The organism is Faecalibacillus sp. MSK20_93 (assembly GCF_020589945.1).
GTDB lineage: Bacteria > Bacillota_I > Bacilli_A > Erysipelotrichales > Coprobacillaceae > Faecalibacillus > Faecalibacillus intestinalis.
On sequence record NZ_JAJDKA010000032.1, the window covers coordinates 1 to 17,635 of the forward strand.

The 17,635-nt window shown below is 29.4% G+C and carries 20 protein-coding genes and 1 other annotated feature; of the genes, 1 reads left to right on the forward strand and 19 read right to left on the reverse strand.

All coding sequences use genetic code 11. The features are described 5' to 3' along the window. Positions 1-57: 57 nt before the first annotated feature. Both LJD34_RS09930 and LJD34_RS09935 read right to left on the reverse strand, forming a co-directional pair. Positions 58-504 (reverse strand): DUF523 domain-containing protein, encoded by a 447-nt coding sequence (locus LJD34_RS09930; RefSeq protein ID WP_032090644.1) that lies wholly within the window; start codon positions 502-504, stop codon positions 58-60. Next, positions 501-1,142 (reverse strand): HAD family hydrolase, encoded by a 642-nt coding sequence (locus LJD34_RS09935; protein ID WP_032090645.1) that lies wholly within the window; start codon positions 1,140-1,142, stop codon positions 501-503. The genes LJD34_RS09930 and LJD34_RS09935 overlap by 4 nt, the downstream gene beginning before the upstream one ends. Positions 1,143-1,236: 94 nt before the next feature. Between LJD34_RS09935 and LJD34_RS09940 the strand changes: the two genes are divergently transcribed. Further along, positions 1,237-1,431: a hypothetical protein gene (locus LJD34_RS09940; RefSeq protein WP_032090646.1), complete on the forward strand. Its 195-nt coding sequence runs from the start codon at positions 1,237-1,239 to the stop codon at positions 1,429-1,431. Positions 1,432-1,443: 12 nt separating this feature from the next. Here LJD34_RS09940 and LJD34_RS09945 read toward each other — a convergent pair whose 3' ends face one another. From LJD34_RS09945 to murB, 17 genes are all read right to left on the reverse strand, one after another. Next, the gene (locus LJD34_RS09945) at positions 1,444-2,193 is read right to left on the reverse strand and encodes a DeoR/GlpR family DNA-binding transcription regulator (RefSeq protein ID WP_227359782.1); all 750 of its coding nucleotides are present in this window, start codon (positions 2,191-2,193) and stop codon (positions 1,444-1,446) included. Position 2,194: 1 nt separating this feature from the next. Then, entirely contained in the window at positions 2,195-2,980 is a 786-nt protein-coding gene (locus LJD34_RS09950; protein ID WP_147580288.1) for a Cof-type HAD-IIB family hydrolase, read from the reverse strand. Positions 2,981-3,088: 108 nt separating this feature from the next. Then, positions 3,089-4,360 (reverse strand): D-alanyl-D-alanine carboxypeptidase family protein, encoded by a 1,272-nt coding sequence (locus LJD34_RS09955; protein ID WP_119363800.1) that lies wholly within the window; start codon positions 4,358-4,360, stop codon positions 3,089-3,091. Next, positions 4,357-5,238 (reverse strand): DMT family transporter, encoded by an 882-nt coding sequence (locus LJD34_RS09960; RefSeq protein ID WP_117480619.1) that lies wholly within the window; start codon positions 5,236-5,238, stop codon positions 4,357-4,359. The genes LJD34_RS09955 and LJD34_RS09960 overlap by 4 nt, the downstream gene beginning before the upstream one ends. A 112-nt stretch (positions 5,239-5,350) precedes the next feature. After that, a complete protein-coding gene (gene ileS / locus LJD34_RS09965) occupies positions 5,351-8,089 on the reverse strand; it encodes an isoleucine--tRNA ligase (RefSeq protein WP_147580289.1) in 2,739 nt (912 codons plus the stop codon). A gap of 39 nt (positions 8,090-8,128) precedes the next feature. Beyond that, positions 8,129-8,327, reverse strand: a binding site (T-box leader). Further along, positions 8,299-8,739: a DivIVA domain-containing protein gene (locus tag LJD34_RS09970; RefSeq protein ID WP_227359783.1), complete on the reverse strand. Its 441-nt coding sequence runs from the start codon at positions 8,737-8,739 to the stop codon at positions 8,299-8,301. Its footprint overlaps the feature before it by 29 nt. 12 nt (positions 8,740-8,751) lie before the next feature. Then, a complete protein-coding gene (locus LJD34_RS09975; RefSeq protein ID WP_329992084.1) occupies positions 8,752-9,510 on the reverse strand; it encodes an RNA-binding protein in 759 nt (252 codons plus the stop codon). 29 nt (positions 9,511-9,539) lie between these two features. Beyond that, positions 9,540-9,986 (reverse strand): cell division protein SepF, encoded by a 447-nt coding sequence (locus LJD34_RS09980; protein ID WP_227359785.1) that lies wholly within the window; start codon positions 9,984-9,986, stop codon positions 9,540-9,542. Positions 9,987-10,064: 78 nt separating this feature from the next. After that, positions 10,065-10,307 (reverse strand): PRC-barrel domain-containing protein, encoded by a 243-nt coding sequence (locus LJD34_RS09985; protein WP_022001794.1) that lies wholly within the window; start codon positions 10,305-10,307, stop codon positions 10,065-10,067. 24 nt (positions 10,308-10,331) lie between these two features. After that, positions 10,332-11,102, reverse strand: a complete 771-nt coding sequence (locus LJD34_RS09990; RefSeq protein WP_227359786.1) for a sigma-70 family RNA polymerase sigma factor — start codon at positions 11,100-11,102, stop codon at positions 10,332-10,334. A gap of 43 nt (positions 11,103-11,145) precedes the next feature. Continuing rightward, positions 11,146-11,841: a sigma-70 family RNA polymerase sigma factor gene (locus tag LJD34_RS09995; RefSeq protein WP_022001796.1), complete on the reverse strand. Its 696-nt coding sequence runs from the start codon at positions 11,839-11,841 to the stop codon at positions 11,146-11,148. Continuing rightward, on the reverse strand, positions 11,841-12,260 hold the full coding sequence (locus LJD34_RS10000; protein WP_227359787.1) for a sigma-E processing peptidase SpoIIGA: 420 nt from the start codon (positions 12,258-12,260) through the stop codon (positions 11,841-11,843). Before LJD34_RS10000 ends, LJD34_RS09995 begins: the two co-directional genes overlap by 1 nt. Positions 12,261-12,681: 421 nt before the next feature. Further along, a complete protein-coding gene (gene proC, locus LJD34_RS10005) occupies positions 12,682-13,455 on the reverse strand; it encodes a pyrroline-5-carboxylate reductase (RefSeq protein ID WP_227359788.1) in 774 nt (257 codons plus the stop codon). Positions 13,456-13,504: 49 nt separating this feature from the next. Next, positions 13,505-14,587 (reverse strand): cell division protein FtsZ, encoded by a 1,083-nt coding sequence (gene ftsZ, locus LJD34_RS10010; protein ID WP_032090657.1) that lies wholly within the window; start codon positions 14,585-14,587, stop codon positions 13,505-13,507. Between the two features lie 19 nt (positions 14,588-14,606). Beyond that, positions 14,607-15,869, reverse strand: coding sequence for a cell division FtsA domain-containing protein (locus LJD34_RS10015; RefSeq protein ID WP_032090658.1), 1,263 nt, complete (start codon positions 15,867-15,869; stop codon positions 14,607-14,609). Positions 15,870-15,966: 97 nt separating this feature from the next. Then, a complete protein-coding gene (locus tag LJD34_RS10020; protein ID WP_227359789.1) occupies positions 15,967-16,719 on the reverse strand; it encodes a cell division protein FtsQ/DivIB in 753 nt (250 codons plus the stop codon). 1 nt (position 16,720) lies between these two features. Continuing rightward, complete coding sequence (gene murB / locus LJD34_RS10025) at positions 16,721-17,635, reverse strand: UDP-N-acetylmuramate dehydrogenase (protein WP_227359790.1); 915 nt, start codon at positions 17,633-17,635, stop codon at positions 16,721-16,723.

Here is a 17,635-nt window from a genome sequence, read left to right on the forward strand (position 1 = left end):
TTCCTCCCCAAATCATTTCTTTAAATACAGGTTCTACCCATAAAATATGTCCCATTTTTACTTTCCTCCATTTATTAATTTTAAAACCTCTGTTACTTCATTTTCACTATAAACTGCAATTCCTTTTTCTTTTAACACCTGTACAAAAATACCATCACCTTCAACAAGCTGATGTGAAAATGTTCCATCATAAATATGATTTTTTCCACAGCTTGGACTTTTAGCTTTTAAAACAGCTATTTTAATATTTTTTTCTAAACATTTATCTAAAGCAATTTTAGCACCTTGTGTATATTCTTTTGTACGATCAATTCCTTTTTGATCAATCACTTTTTCTCCAATAACTTCACAAGGTGTTCTAGGAATTGGTAAACCACCTAAGACTTCTGGACAAAGTGGTAATACTAAACCTTGATCATAAAGTTCCTTTATTTCCTTACAAAGATTATTCTTTCCAGCATATGTACAATTTTCACCAATTAAACATCTCGATACTGCAATCATTTTAGAATGTCCTTAATATCACTTGGTTTAGAAACAGTATAAGTTGCTCCAGCTTGAACAAGTTCTTCTTTTCCTCTAAAGCCCCATTCACACCCTACAGATTTAATTTTAGCATTGATGGCTGTTTCAATATCTACATTACTATCACCAATCATCAATGTTTCATTTTTATTACTTTCCATTAACTGCATAGCTAGTTGTACTAAACAAGGATGTGGTTTTTTTGGTTGATAAACTGTATTTCCAAAAACATACATAAATTTACCAGGAAATAAATGATTTACAATTGTTACTGCATTTATTTTTGGTTTATTCGTTACAACTGCTAATTTATACCCTTGATGATAAAGTTCATCAATTAATTCTTTCATTCCTGAATAAGGTTTTGTATGTTTTAAACAATTTTCTTTATAAATTTCATCAAAACGTGCACGATATTTTCTCACATCTTTTTTATATTTTTCAGGTAAAGCACGCTCTATTAATTTATCAACACCATTTCCTACAAATTGTTTATATGTATCTAAATCATAGGTAGGAAAATGATTTTCTTCCATTAATATATTTGTAGATAAAGCTAAATCTTCTATTGAATCTACAAGTGTTCCATCTAAATCAAAAATCAACGTATTATACATAGACTTCCCCTTTCACTTTATCTAGATTATAGCACAACTTCTATTTATTGTTTATTGGTTTTTGTTATGTTAGAATAGTTCTTGAGGTGAAATTATGAAACAACAACAAAAAGATGTTTTCATGACATTATTAACAGGTTTAGGAGCAGCATTAGGAATCATTACATATTTTTTATGTACATTCCTTTTCCATAAATATGAAACAATTGGTGCTTTATCTATCTTTGGTTTAGCCATGATTTTTAGAGTAATCGGTTATTTTTTTGATAAAATGCTTGCTAAAAAGTAGATTCATACGAATCTACTTTTCTTTTGTATATATTATTTGACATCCTGCTTGTTCTATCTTTTCTCGATAAGTATCAGGTAACCAATCAGCAACAAGAACATCAATATCTTGAAAAGCTAAAGCTTTATAAGAACTTTTTTTATTAAATTTACTATGATCTACAACTAAGCAAACTTTTTGACTTCGACTTGCTACCTTTTTTTTAATCATAGCATCTTCAAATTCTTCAACATAAATACCATCTTCCATCACAGCTGCTGCTGCTACATAAGCTAAATCAAAATAAATTTGATCAATCATATTCAACGTTTGACTTCCATACATATAACGATTCTTTTTAAAGTAAGTTCCACCAATCATCTGACATAAACAATGATTCGATAATATTTCAATATTATCTAAAGAATGACTATAAGCTTCTATATCACTTTCTACATATTGACATAAAGCTGCAACAGTCGTTGAAGTATCAAAAAAGATCACTTTGTTATTTTCAATCAAAGAAACAGCAGTTTTGCCAATTTCATTTTTTATCTCTTCATTTTCTTGTTTTCTTGTTTGATAACTTCCAATTTGATGTACATCATTTAATGTAATACCACCATGTGTTCTAACTGCCAAATTTTCATTTACAAGACGAACAATATCTCTTCTTGCTGTATCTCTAGAAATATGAAATTGATCCATAATTTCTTGATTGGTCATTGTCTTTTTAGCTTTTAATATTTCTAATATTTTATAAATTCTTTCTTCTTGATACACCTTATTCACCTACTAAATTATCTAATGCATAAACGATTCCATCTTCATCATTAGAAAGCGTATGTGTTGGAATACTTTCTAAAACACCTTGCGCTCCATTAGCCATCGCAAATCCTTTTCCTGTTAAAAGAAGCATATCTAAATCATTATAGTTATCTCCAAAAGAAACTGTTTGATGAAGACCTATTTTCATTTTATCACATAAAAATTGAATTGCACTGGATTTTGATACCGATTCATCCATAATTTCTAAATAAGTATCTTTTGATTTATAAATCTTTAAACCACTAAATTTTTCTTTTAAGCTCATTTCTAAACGATCAACAATTCCTGCTTCAGCAATCACTAATAATTTATGAACCTTTTTAACTCCATTTAAATCCAATTTTTCAGGTTTCAACCCTGTAATAATGCTTTCCTCTTCAATTCCTTCATCTATTTCATCGACCATCCAATGATTCTCAACATAAAAACTAACAGGAATTTGATAATAATATTTAATATATTTATAAAGTCTTTTCGCCATTTCTACTGAAAATCCTTTTGAATAGATTACTTTTTGATTTTCATCTAAAATCAAACCTCCACTATAACTTACCATTGGTGCCTTTATTTGTAATTCATCTAAAAAATAATGCATTCCTTTAGGCATTCTCGCTGAAACAAGAATAAAAGGAATATTTTGTATAGCTAACTGTTGTACTTTCTTTTTTGTTTTTTCACTTATTTGATGTTTTGAATTCAATAATGTTCCATCAATATCGCTAAATACGCATTTATAAGTCATATCACTCACCTCTCGCTTATATTATACGTATATGTAAGTATATGTCAATATATTTACTTATATATACGTATAATAATTAAGCATATATAAGTAAAAAAGTAGGTTTCCCTACTTTCTACGATTTCTTTGTTGACGTCTTTTTTTACGTCTTTGTTTAATCATGATTTTTCTTACTAATAATAAAACCACAAGAATGATGACAACTGCCATTACACATGGTAAAACAACATTTTTCATTTTTCTCATAAAAACAACAGAACCACTTTCATCTACTGCTTGTGTTGTATTAAGTGAAATTGTTTCTAATTTAGTATCTCGATAATAAACATCCATTGTTCCTGCTTTTTGATCTTTTTTAACAGGAGCTGTTAAATCTTTTAAATGATATTTATATTTTAAATCAGATGGATTGTAATTATTTGGTAAAACAGCTTCGATATCTTTTTCTGTGATGACATCAACTTTATTTGTTTGACCATTTTTTATTTTAACAGAATTCATTTTTGCATCTTTTTTAATAATATTCGCAACTGAATAATGATCTTTTACATAATTACCTAAAGCAAGGGTATCATTTACTGTACAATGATTATAACCATCACTATTTTTAGAAAAGCCAACAACACAAACATAATGATGATCATCAATATTCAATAAACTAGATAAAGTACTTTGGGCTTTACTTGTGTAACCGCTTTTACAGCCTTCAATCATTGATGTATCAATATGGTCTCTTTTACTTTTATAAATAACTTTTTTGACCCATTGATGTTGACCATCACTTGACGTATATTGATATCTATCAAAGACTTCAACAAATTTTTTATTTTTTAAAGCATATTGGGTAATTTTAGCCATATCATAAGCTGTTGTATAATGATCATCATCATGAATTCCTGTTGTATTTACAAAATGAGAATCTTTTAATCCTAATTTGTTTACCAATTGATTCATTTTTTCAACGAACTTTTCTTGACTACCACACGTATTATTAGCTAGAGCACGACAAGCATCTGCACCTGAAGGTAACATTGCTCCCATCAACATATCTCTATAAGTGACAACTTCTCCGACAGTAAAGTCTGCAGAAGTAGCTCCTGTTTCCCAAACTGTATCTATATCACTTTGAGTAATAGTGGCTGTTTTATCTAAATCATCTAACATTTCAATAGCAACAATACATGTTAAAATTTTTGTAATACTTGCTGGATACATTTTATCATGGGCATTTTTATTGTATAAAACTTGTCCGGTATCTTTATCGATGACAATTCCATATTGTCCTACAATATTGACTTCTTCCCCTTCAGCGAAAACTGGTACGAATGATGTAAAAATCATCATCAATGATAAAGTTATTGTAAGTAATTTTTTAATCATTGTTTTCCTCCCCTATGTAAAAAAGATAACTTTGTTTCTGATATCAAAACCGAAATAAAAATAATCATAAATCCTAATCCAATTTGAAGTGTCATTATTTCTTGTCCAAATAATATGGAAAAGAAAACTCCAAAAACAGATTCTAAGCTTAATAATAATGCTGCTATATTTTCATTAACAAATTTTTGTCCCACATTTTGAAATAAATAACATAATGTAGTTGCAAAAAATGCCAGATATAAGATTTGAAGATAAATACTTGAATCAATATGGAAAACAACTGAAATATCTTCAAATAAAGAGGCTGCTATAAATGAAAAAATAGAAGCAAATGCAAATTGTAAGGCAGTAATAATAATTGGAGATGTCTTTTTCATTGCTTTTTCACACACAATAATATGAACAGCATATAAAAAACCACCAATCAAAGTATAAAGATCACCTAAATTCACCTTTAAGGAACTATCTAAAGAAACAAAACCAACTCCAATAAAACAAAGGATAGCCGCAAATATTTGTGCTTTATCGGGTTTCTTTTTAAAATAAAGCCAACTTAATAAAGGAACAATCGTACAATATACGGCTGTTAAAAAAGCATTTTTACCAGGTGTTGTCAATTGCAAACCAAATGTTTGAATTGAAAAAGCACTAAATAAGGCTAGCCCTGCTAAAAAACCACCTAATAGATCTTGTTTTTTGATTTTTTTTATTTTATTAAAAAATAAAATAGAAATGAAAATTGTACTTAACACAAAACGTATACATAATAGCGTAAATGGAGAAATAAAATCCACAGCATTTTTCATAACAATAAAAGAACTTCCCCAAATAAGAGCAGACATTAATAGCATACATTTACCTAATATTTCTTTTTTCATATACTCCCTCACCTACAATCTCGTAAATAATAACATAGTTCGCTTTATTTTTCATTACAAAATTGTTTTTTAAAAAGAAAAGGATGTATCTTTCGATACATCCTGTTATCTGCTATTCAGCTACACGATGAGCTACACTTGCACAACGTGAACATAATTCACCATTCATTTCATCTTCATCGAAATAGTTCCAACATCTTGGACATTGTACACCGTTGAATTTTTCAACTTTAATGTAGCTAGTTTCATATTCTTCTAAAGTTGTATCATCAACTAATTCAACTTTAGCCACAATAAATAATTGTTTTAAATCATCTTTTAAGTTAGCAATATCTTTATATTCATCTTTTAAAGATAATGTTACTTTTGTTTCCATGTTCGATTTAATTAATTTTTCATTTCTTAAACCTTCCATAGATTTTAAAACATCTTTTCTTACTTCCATAAATTTAGAAAAATAAGCTAAAACTTCTTCTTCATTTTCAATATCAAATAATTCATATTTTGGTTCTAAGAAGATAGATTCTGCTTTAGTTTCATCACAATGGAAATGATCATGTAATTCTTCAGCAGTAAATACAAGTACTGTTGATAATAATTTCATCATTGTTTTAGCATGATGATATAAAACAGTTTGAACTTGTCTTCTACGTGGAGAATTTGCATCTTCAATGTATAAGATATCTTTTGTGAAATCCATATAGAATGAACTTAAAGTATTTGTAAAGTAATTCAAGATTTCTTGGTTGGCTGTTGCAAAGTCATAATTTGCATAAGCTTCATCATAAGCTTTCATTAATTCATTTAATTTAGCTAACATATATTGATCAACACCAGGTAAATCTTTGATTTCTACTAAATCACTTGCTTTGAAGTCATTTAAGTTACCTAAAACGAATCTCATGGTATTACGGATTTTACGATATCCTTCAGCCACTTGTTTCATGATTTCATCAGAAATACGAACATCTTGTTGATAAGCAACAGAAGTAGCCCATAATCTTACGATATCAGCACCATATTGGTTAACAAGTTTAATAGGATCTACTGTATTTCCTAATGACTTAGACATTTTATTTCCTTTACCATCTAATACGAAACCATGTGATAAGACAGTTTTATAAGGAGCTTTACCATGAGCAGCAACACCGATAATTAATGATGAGTTGAACCATCCACGATATTGGTCACTACCTTCAAAATAAAGATCTACTGGATAATTAAATCCTCTTTCTACCATCACACCTGTATGTGAACTTCCTGAGTCAAACCATACATCCATGATATCTTTTTCTTTTTTGAAGATACCATTTGGTGAATGTTCATTTGTATATCCTTCAGGTAATAAATCTTTTTCATCTCTTTCAAACCAAACATTTGAACCATGTTCTCTAAATAATTCAGAAATATGATCAAATACTTCTTGTTCAATAATTGGAGTTCCATCTTCACAATAGAAAATAGGAATTGGTACACCCCAAGTACGTTGACGTGAAATACACCAGTCTCCACGATCTCTAATCATGTTATAGATTCTGATGTGTCCCCATTCATTTAACCAGTTAACATTATCAATTTCACTCAATAATTTATCTCTGATTTTATCTAATGAACAGAACCATTGATCAGTTGCTCTAAAGATAATAGGTTTTTTAGTACGCCAATCATGTGGGTAACTGTGTGTGATGAATTCAAGTTTTAATAAAGCTCCAATTTCATCTAATTTCATAGTTACTGTTTTATTAGCGTCATCAACATATTGACCAGCTAACCATTCACCACAATCTTCCATCATACAACCATGTTCATCAACGTTACAATAAGCTGGTAAGTTATATTTTTGACCTACAAAGAAGTCGTCTGCCCCAAATCCAGGTGCAGTATGAACACATCCAGTACCAGAATCAGCTGTTACGTGATCTCCTAAGATAACTAATGATTCTCTATCATATAACGGATGTTGGCATGTAATATATTCTAATTCAGATCCTTTATAATGATTAACAACTTTGTAATCAGTAATTTCAAATTTAGCCATTAATTCATCAACTAAAGTATCTAAGACAATTAATTTTCCTTTTTCAGTTTCTACTAATGCATAGTTATAAGAAGCATTTAAGCAGATTGCTAAGTTAGCAGGAATTGTCCAAGGAGTAGTTGTCCAAATAACGAAATTAACATCATTATCTAAGACTCCTTTACCATCTTTAACTTGGAATTTAACAAAAATTGTTGGTGATTTGATATCATGATATTCAACTTCAGCTTCAGCTAAAGCAGATTCACTTGATGGTGACCAGTATACTGGTTTTAATCCTTTGAAAATCAATCCATCCATCGCCATTTTAGCGAACACTTCAATTTGTCTTGCTTCAAATTCATGTTGTAATGTTAAATAAGGATGTTTGTAATCCGCAAATGTTCCCATACGGATCAATTGTTCCATTTGTTTATTTACTTGTTCATGAGCATAAGCGTCACATTTTTCTCTAAATTTAGCTGTAGGCATTTCTTTACGATTAACACCTAATTTTTGAATAGCATTTTCAATTGGTAAACCATGAGTATCCCATCCAGGAATATATGGTGTATAGAAACCATTCATATTTTTATAACGACAAATAACGTCTTTGATGACTTTGTTTAACATATGTCCCATGTGCATATTTCCATTAGCATATGGAGGACCATCATGGAAGACAAAGCTGTCTTTTCCTTCGTTTTGTTGGATAACTTTGTTATACATGTCGTTTTCTTGCCAACGTTCTACATACTTAGGTTCTTTTTTTGGTAAGTTTCCACGCATTTCAAAGTCAGTTTTTGGCATTAATAATGTGTCTTTGTAATTCATTTTTTCTTTCCTCTCTTTAAAAATAAAAAAACACATCATCCTAAGGACGATGTGATCGCGGTACCACCTTAATTCGTATTTTCATACGCTCTTGAAATCTTAACGCGATTAACGTCACCTTCTACTTAATTCAAAGGGCTACTCCAGAGTGATACATTATAATCTTTGTTACTGATTTACACCAACCATCAGCTCTCTTAAAACTCTAATTATAAACTGTCTCCTTCATCGTATTTATCTTCATTAATTAAATTGTAAACTTCAGATTGATCAATAGACTCAAGGATATCTTTTGACATTTTTTCTACCGAAGCTCTAAATTTAACAGCTTGCGCCTTAAAGTCGCTCATCTCACCAGACAACGAACGAACATACTCTAGCGATTCGCTCAGTATCATATTAGCATTCTTTTTCGCTTTGTCAATAAGTTCGCTTGCTTCTTTTAATGCAAGACGTGCAATTTCTTCATTTGTTTGTTCTTGGATGTTTACACGATGCTGCAATAATGATTTTTGATGTTCTAATTGTTGATAATCTTCTTGTAATTTTTTAATTTGATCATTCAACTGTTTTATTTCATTATCTTTTTCATTGATCAATTCATCAACTTGTGACTTATTATAACCAAATACTTGTTTTTTCAATGACATCATGTTCACTCCCTACTTATAAAAATACCCTTCAACCACATAATTATCAGAGCGTGTTTGTTTATTACAATCAACAAACATCACTCTACCATGCTTTTTGAATGATATTATGTCTTTATTATTACATAAATAATTTATTTGTTCAACCGGTTTATGATTAACTTTTACATGACCAGCACGAATAAATTCTGCTGCTTTTTGTCTTGAAATTTTATAAAAAGAAGAAATGATCTTATCTAATCGAAATGAAGATACAATAAATGATTTTACTAAATAATCATTTTTTACTTCTATTTCTTCATCCCATTCAACAAACTTTACTTTACTTCTTTTAATCATTGATAAATGATCTTTTAAATATTCATAAATATGTCGATCAACAGCTAAATAAAAACCTTTGTCTTTTTCAACAATATCTCCAAATAACTCTCTTTTAATTCCTAAAGACATTAAAGCACCTAAAATATCTCGATGTGTTAATTTTTCAAAATTTTTTGCATAAATAATCTTACAAACAACGATTTCAAAATCTTCCTTTTCTATTTCATAAAAATAAGGAGCAATAATCATTCTTTGACTTTCACTATGAATAAAACCACCATTTTCTAAAACTTGAACTTCATCTTGATGCCCAATAACACTTTTAACAATTGATTGATGATACGGATCTAAAAATTGCGTTAAAATAAGTCTTTGTTTATATTGTACTTGATCCAAATAATCAAGTACCTTTTTTACAAAGACTTCTTCCCCTTTAAAATGTTCAAACATAACTTAAAAAAGTATGGAAACCATACTTTTTAATCTTCTTGTTCTTGTTCATCTTCATCTAGATCAATTGTTCCTGCAACAGAAATATTACGAGGTGTACATAAGAAAATTTTTGGTCCAATTCTTTGAATGTCACCTTCAATAGCGTAAATAACACCACTTAAGAAATCAACAACACGTTTAGCTTGATCTTTTTGTAAACGATGTAAATTAACAACTGTTGCTTTTTTTGTTTTTAAATAATTTGCAATATCTTGAGTTTCTCCAAATGAACGTGGTTCAAATAAAACTAAATGACTATCTTTATTCATATTTAATGATTTCACAGCTTCGCTTGTTTTAGAAAATTTTGCTTGTTCAAATAAGCTTGTTTTAGGTTCAGTATCAACCTCTACAGCATCATAATCTTCAGCAATATCTTCTCCATCCCCATCTTCATCGAAAAACCATTTTTTTACTTTTTCACCGTAACCCATGAAGTCATCCTCCTTTTATTTCCTCAATATTATACCATACATTTATTGATTATCAAAGGTATCAACAAGGAAATCTAGCTAAACCTGTTCAATATTCACTAAAATCACATCGCCTTTTAAAGAAATCACACATTCAATCGGAATAACTAAGACAGGAGGCTCTTTAAAAAAACAAAAAAAATGAAAAAAATTCATTTTTTCGACAATTAAAGCACGTATACATTTTTGACACCAATCTAATTCAATATCCGCAATATACCCTATTTTTTTACCATCATAAACATTAATCACATCTTTTGATTGTAATGATACAAATCTCATACGATCACCCCTATAAAATATGCTTTAGACTAATTTTTTATGTAATTTTTCTAAAGCTTTTTTTTCAATTCGAGAAATTTGCGCTTGTGATACAAAAAGCTCATCTGCTATTTCACATTGCGAATAACCCTGATAGTATCTTTCTTGAATTACTTTCTTTTCTCTTTGATTTAAACAATCAAAGGCATTTTTTAAATCAAGGTGATCATGATAATGTTTCAATGTTTCTGGATCAAGTGAGACAATATCTGATAATGATAATTCATTTTGATCATCATTTCCTACAACATCTTGGAAAGAAGCAATGCTTTGAGTAGATTGCATTGCCTCTATAATATTTTGTTTTTCAATATTTAAATTTTGTGATAATTCTTGAATCGTTGGTTCTCTTTGATATTGATTTAAATATTTTTCCTTTTCTTTTAAAATAGCATAAGCTAAATCCTTGATTGGTCTAGAAATCTTAACTTGTGTATTATCTCTTAAATAACGTTTCATTTCACCAATGATCAAAGGAACTGCATACGTTGAAAACTGTAATTGATAATTGGTATCAAAATGATCGACTGCTTTTATTAGACCAACAATGCCTACTTGAAACAGATCTTCATAATGATTTGATTTTTGGTAAAATCTTTTCATTAAAGATAACACTAATTTTGTATTAGAAAGAATAATCATTTCTTTACTTTTTTGATCATGATTCTTTTGATAATTTTGAATCAATGTATATAATTCTTCTTTAGAAAGTGTTTTTTGAATAGGGATAGCGCTCATAAAACTTTCTTTTTCCACAATAATCACCAAAATTAGTGTGGCTTTTTTTGATAAAAATATACTATTTCACTTCATCATAATTTAATTGACTTCTTAATTTTTTTATAATCTTTTTTTCTAATCTAGAAATATAAGATTGTGAAATACCTAATAAATCAGCAACATCCTTTTGTGTCAATTCATCATTATTAGATAAACCATATCTTAAAATCAATATTTCTTTTTCTCTTTCATTTAATTCTTTTAAAGCTTCATAAAAAATTTTCTTTTGATCACTTTTCAACATTTCTTGTTCAACAAGATCATCATCAGTTCCTACGATATCTCCTAATAATAACTCATTACCATCATAATCAATATTTAAAGGTTCATCTAAAGAAATCTCATAACGAATCTTATTATTTTTTCTTAAGTACATAAGTATTTCATTTTCAATACACCTTGAAGCATACGTAGCAAGTTTAATATTTTTATCTGCCTTAAAAGTATTGATTGCTTTTACTAAACCAATTGTGCCAATACTAATTAAATCTTCCAAAGGACAATTGGCGCTATTGTCATATCTTTTAGCAACATAAACAACCAATCTTAAATTATGTTCAATCAATAAATCTCTTGCTTTTTGATCCCCAGAAACTGCTTTTTCAATTATTTCCTTTTCTTGTTGACCTTTTAAAGGAGGCGGTAAAATATCATGTCTTCCTATATAATAAAGATACTGTTTTGTATTTAAAAACTGTCTAATCATTTGCCACATCAAATAATCCCTCCCATCAATTCTTTATTTAATAAACAATCATAATCTAATTCATCCAATACACCTATATAAACATTTCTTAAAGATTGCTTATTTACTAAAACTTGATCAACTAAAATAATATCTATTTTTCTTTTTTTTAAGCCATCAATAATCAATGTATCTAATTGTTGATAAGTATCAATTTTACTTTTTTTAATAAAAATAAGTGGATAACCTAGATAGTTTGCATGATTACCACTATCTAAAAACCCTGAAAGATGATAAATCTTATTATTAAAAATAAGTGTTACATCATATAGATCATCTTTTGGTTTTATTTTTCTTTTTGCATAAATTAAATAAATTGTTTCAATAATTAAAAAAACACATGTCATAACAACAATAACTATATCTTTATAATTTATGGGAGTAATCAAGATTCCGTTGTATATAAATGATTCTTTTATTAGGGTATTGATAAAGAATAGTATTGAAAAATAAACAATTAAAAAAACTGGAAAATATAAGAAAAATTGTTTTTTAAAAATAAATAAAAAAAGGACAATCCAGTATAAAAAACTTATATATGGTAAATAGTCTATATAAATGAGAACAATCGATATATTACTTAAAAAACTCAAGAAAAGGATTTTCAAAAATGACCAATTAATATTAAGCAATAATGAAATCATTTCATAAGTCATGATAAATAAGATACCATTCATACAATAAGTTAATTCAACATAGACCTCCATCTTGCTTACCCCTTTATCATCATATATGATGGCAAGTAAAAAAGATGTCAAAAAAGATTGGACATTTAAAAAAGTATGGACAAAAATCCATACTTTCTACACATTATTTTTTTGAACGATCGATTGCTTCCATCACAGCGTTTCTAAAATTATTTTCTTCTAAAGCCTTAACACCTTGAATCGTAATACCACCTGGAGAACAAACTTGATCTTTTAAAATACCTGGATGTAATTGCGTCTCTTTAACCATTTTTGCACTTCCTAAAACAGTTTGGCTGGCAAGCTTATAAGCTAAATCACGAGGCAAACCATTTAAGACTACACCATCTGCTAAAGCTTCAATAAACATATAAACAAAAGCTGGTCCACAACCACTTAAAGCACCACCGGCAACCATTTGATAATTTTCAATAAGATAAACCTCACCAATGCTTTCAAACATTGTTTGTACATAATTTAATTCTTCAGCTGTTAAAGTATTGTCTTTTTCAAATAAAGTCGTTCCTTCTAATACCTTAGCTGGTGTGTTTGGCATAATTGTTAAGTGATGTGTTCCCGGTAATAATTCTTCATATTTATCATTTCCATAACCAGCAACAATTGAAACGATCACTTGTTGATCAATGACTGATTTTATTTTTGAAATAACACTTTCTACGACATTTGGTTTGACCCCCATCACCAAATAATCACAATTTTTAACAACGTCTTGTTCACTTGAACATACATGAATACCAAAATCTTGTTCAAACATCATCAGCTGTTGACTATTTATATCATATCCATATACCTCACTACCATCAATAAAATCACTTTTAATAAGACCTTGGCAAATTGTCCCGGCCATATTCCCTAATCCTATAAATCCAATTTTCATTTAAATTTCCCCCTTTATAAAAATGAGCTAACATCGTTAGCTCATCTTATTAAATTCTTCTATTTTTGATAAATGCTGGTGGAAAACCATCATCATCATCTTCGTCATCATCATATGATTCAAAAGTTTGAGGTTCTTCACCTAAAGGTCTTGCTACTGAAGGTTGGACAGTTACTTCTTCCTTTTCTTCCTCGAATCCTGTTGCGATAACAGTAACAATAATTTCATCATCTAAGTTTTCATTAATAGCAATACCTAAATAAGTATTAATGTCATCTCCAACTTCTTGAGTAATTGTTTCAAGAGCAATATTAGCATCATATAATGAAATATTTGGTCCACCTGTAACGTTAATAATAGCGTCTTTAGCACCTGCTACGGAAACTTCTAATAAAGGTGAAGAAATTGCACGTTTTGCAGCTTCTTTTGCTTTATCATCTCCTGATGACATACCAATACCAATTAACGCATTTCCTCTATTTTTCATAACTGCACAGATATCTGCAAAGTCAAGGTTGATAAATGCAGGAACAGCAATTAAATCAGTAATTGTTTGAACACCTTGTCTTAATACATTATCAGCTTCTCTAAATGCTTCTTGCATTGGACGTCCACCAATTAGTTGTAATAAACGGTCATTTGAAACCACAATAATACTATCTACATTAGAACGTAATTCATCAATACCTTCGATTGCTTGTTTTTTACGTTTCATTCCTTCAAAAGTAAATGGTTTAGTAATAACACCTACTGTTAGTGCTCCTAATTCACGAGCAATCTTAGCGAAAACAGGTGCTGCACCAGTACCAGTTCCACCCCCCATACCAGCAGCAATGAAAACCATATCTGCACCTTCAAGGGCAGTTCTAATATCTCCTTCAGATTCTAAAGCAGCTTTCTTTCCTACTTCTGGATTACCTCCTGCTCCTAAACCTTTTGTTAAATCTTTTCCTAAAACAATTTTATTTTCTACAGGCGAACGACGTAATACTTGTACATCTGTATTTGCGACAAAGAATTCTACTCCTCTAACGCCTTCTTCAACCATGCGGTTAACAGCGTTGTTTCCTCCGCCACCAACACCGATTACTTTTATTTTTGCAACTTGTTCAAAATCTAATTCTTCGTTCATGATTTACCCTCTCTTTTATCTATTCTTCTTCACCAAAGAAAGTATCTAGTAATCTACTAAATCTTCCAGTTTTCTCTTTTGTATCTTTTACTTTCGTAAGTCCTTTAAATCTCACAGCCATTGTATTAGAAATATCCGGTAAAACAACAGATGTTTCATAAGGACCAAGATATTTAGCACGATCAGACATATAAAAAATCATTCCTACAGAAGAAACAAATGCCATATCTCTAATACCAATAATATCTGGACGATAAACTCTCACTGGACCTTCTAAAACACGACCAGCAACTTTATCTAGTAGCTCAAGTTCTCCTCCGCCACCAACAATCAGTGTTTCATAATGTTGTCCATTATCGATAACACCCATTTTTTCTTTAATAACATTTAACATATCAACTGCAGCTTCTTCTAAAATACCCGCAAAATCTTTTTGTGTATAATCTTTACGACCATCTGGAAGCTCAGTTGTATGAATAATATCCTCTTGTCCAACAGTATAATCCAAAGAACCATATTTGACTTTATATGTTTCAGCTTGATTCATAGAAATTTGTAAATGTTGAGCAATTGCTCGAGTCAAATTATAACCCCCAACTGAACATACTGTTAAATATTTTAAATATCCATCCTTGTAGAAAGATATTGTTGACGTTTTATATCCCATATCAATAATCAATGCACCTTCTTGAAGATAAACTGCATCAAAAGCTTCCTTTGCACACGCAAAGGCATTGATACAAATATCCATAATTTCTAAACCTGCCTTTTCAACAGCCATAATATATGGATATAAAATCTGTTTTTGTGAAGTAATAATCAATGTATCAATAATTAAATTTCTTGAAGCTTCTCCTATAGGAGGTACTTGACTAATTCCAAAATCACCATTAAAGCGAACTGGTATTACACAAACCACCTCTTCTTCATGAGATTTTTTGAATTTAGTAGAAAGTTTCAAACCTCTTACAATATCATCCTTAGAAATCTTATCATGATCACTAAGTGATACACTACTATTACTTTGATAAAGTTTAGAACGAATAGTAGGGATTGTAAGACCAACTGCTTTGATTTCTCCATCTAGAAAATCATTAGCTTCTTGAACAACTCCTTTGATATCATTTACTAATAAATTTTCATCTTCAATGATGCCTTTTTTTACACCATGACTAGGGACCTTTTTAGAAAAAAGAACATGTAAATTAGAATTGATAATTTCACCAACTAACAATTCAATTGAAGCACTACCTATATCCAATACTGCATAAACTTCATTCATGTCTATCTCCCCTTACTACATATACCATTATATTATCATAAAAGCTACGATATTTAAAGGTTTTAGTTTCAAACACGTAGCTTTTTTCATACACTATTTAATTGTATACATAGACATTTTTTCCTAAATAATCATAGTATTTATAATCAGGATAACTTTGAATAACCAAGTAATAATTTGTTGATGTAAGTTGTTTTTCCATGTCTTCAATACGTACATAAAAAACCTTACCATCATCAAGTTCCAACTTACATTTGGTTTGATCTTTTTCATCAGGTTCAAAGACAATACTAGAGATTTGATTTTGAACAACTGATGGTAATTTGACATATGCTTTCACAAATGATTGGAAATGTTCTTCGTCAAAATTCATCATTTGTGGACAACGTTGTACATAAGAAATCCATTTTTGTTGTTGATCTTGTTCAAAAATTCCATTTTGATCTGCAACATATAAAATATTATTAATATAGCCATATAAAGAAGCATTGTTTTCTTTAATTCTTATCTTTATATTCCCTATCAAATCTTTCGTTACAGTTGCTTTTTCAACAAAGATCATTTTTTCAACCTCTGTTTCAACCTGTTTTTTATTTACTTTAAAAAAATAAGTTTGTTTAGATTTAACCGGTAATCGTTCAATAATCTCTTCAGCAGAAGTCAAATGACATCCTGAAACAGTTATTTTTTTTACTTTAGACATATCTCCAAATAAAAAAATCACTAAAAATATCAAAAACAAAACAATAAGTACAAAATTAATTCTTCTTTTTCTTTTTTTCTTTTTTAATTTATTTCTCATTGTTAACACTTGATTTTCATCATGTTCATTATATACATACGTTGTCATCTTAAGACTCCCAATTAATAAAACGTACTTCTGGTTTTAATAAAACACCATACTTTTCTTGAACAGTTTTTTGGACATAAAAAATCAAATCATGAATATCCTTAGCAGAAGCATAACCATTATTTACAATAAAGTTAGAATGTTTTGGAGAAACTTGTGCTCCACCAATTTCATAACCTCTAAGACCTGCATCATCAATATATTTCCATGCAGCTGCACCTTCTGGATTTCTAAAAACACTTCCTGCACTTGGTTTATTCCAAGGTTGCGTAGACATTCTTCTTTCTTTTCTTTTATCTAAAGTTTCATTAATTTCTTCAACACTTTTATTTTCCAAAACAAAAGTAGCTTCCAAGACAATCCATTTAGGATGGTCTTGAATGATAGAATGTCGATATGAAAAATCCATTTCATCTTTAGATAATTCAACCACTTTTAAACATTCATCTAATACTTTTACTGATTTAACAACTTCACTTAAACATGATTTATAGGCCCCTGCATTCATAAAAATACCACCACCGATATTTCCAGGAATTCCTCCCATAAATTCAAAACCACTCAAACCAATTTTAGCACAATCATAAGCAAGTTTAATCATTGTAACACCACATTGGGCAGTTACTTCGCTCCCATTGACATGGTATTGATTCATATCTTCAAGGGAAATAATAATTCCTTCAAAACTTTTATCTGAAAATAATAAATTTGAACCTCTTCCAATAACAAAAAGTTGAATACGATGCTTACGACAATACTTTATCACTTCAATCAACTCATCGACATTTTGAGCTTTTATAAATAATTTTGCTGGCCCACCTACACGATAAGTTGTATGTTTATATAACGGTTCATCTTTAAGAACTGTTCCAACATCTAATTGTTTAAGTTCTTCATAATATTTTTCAAACTTCAT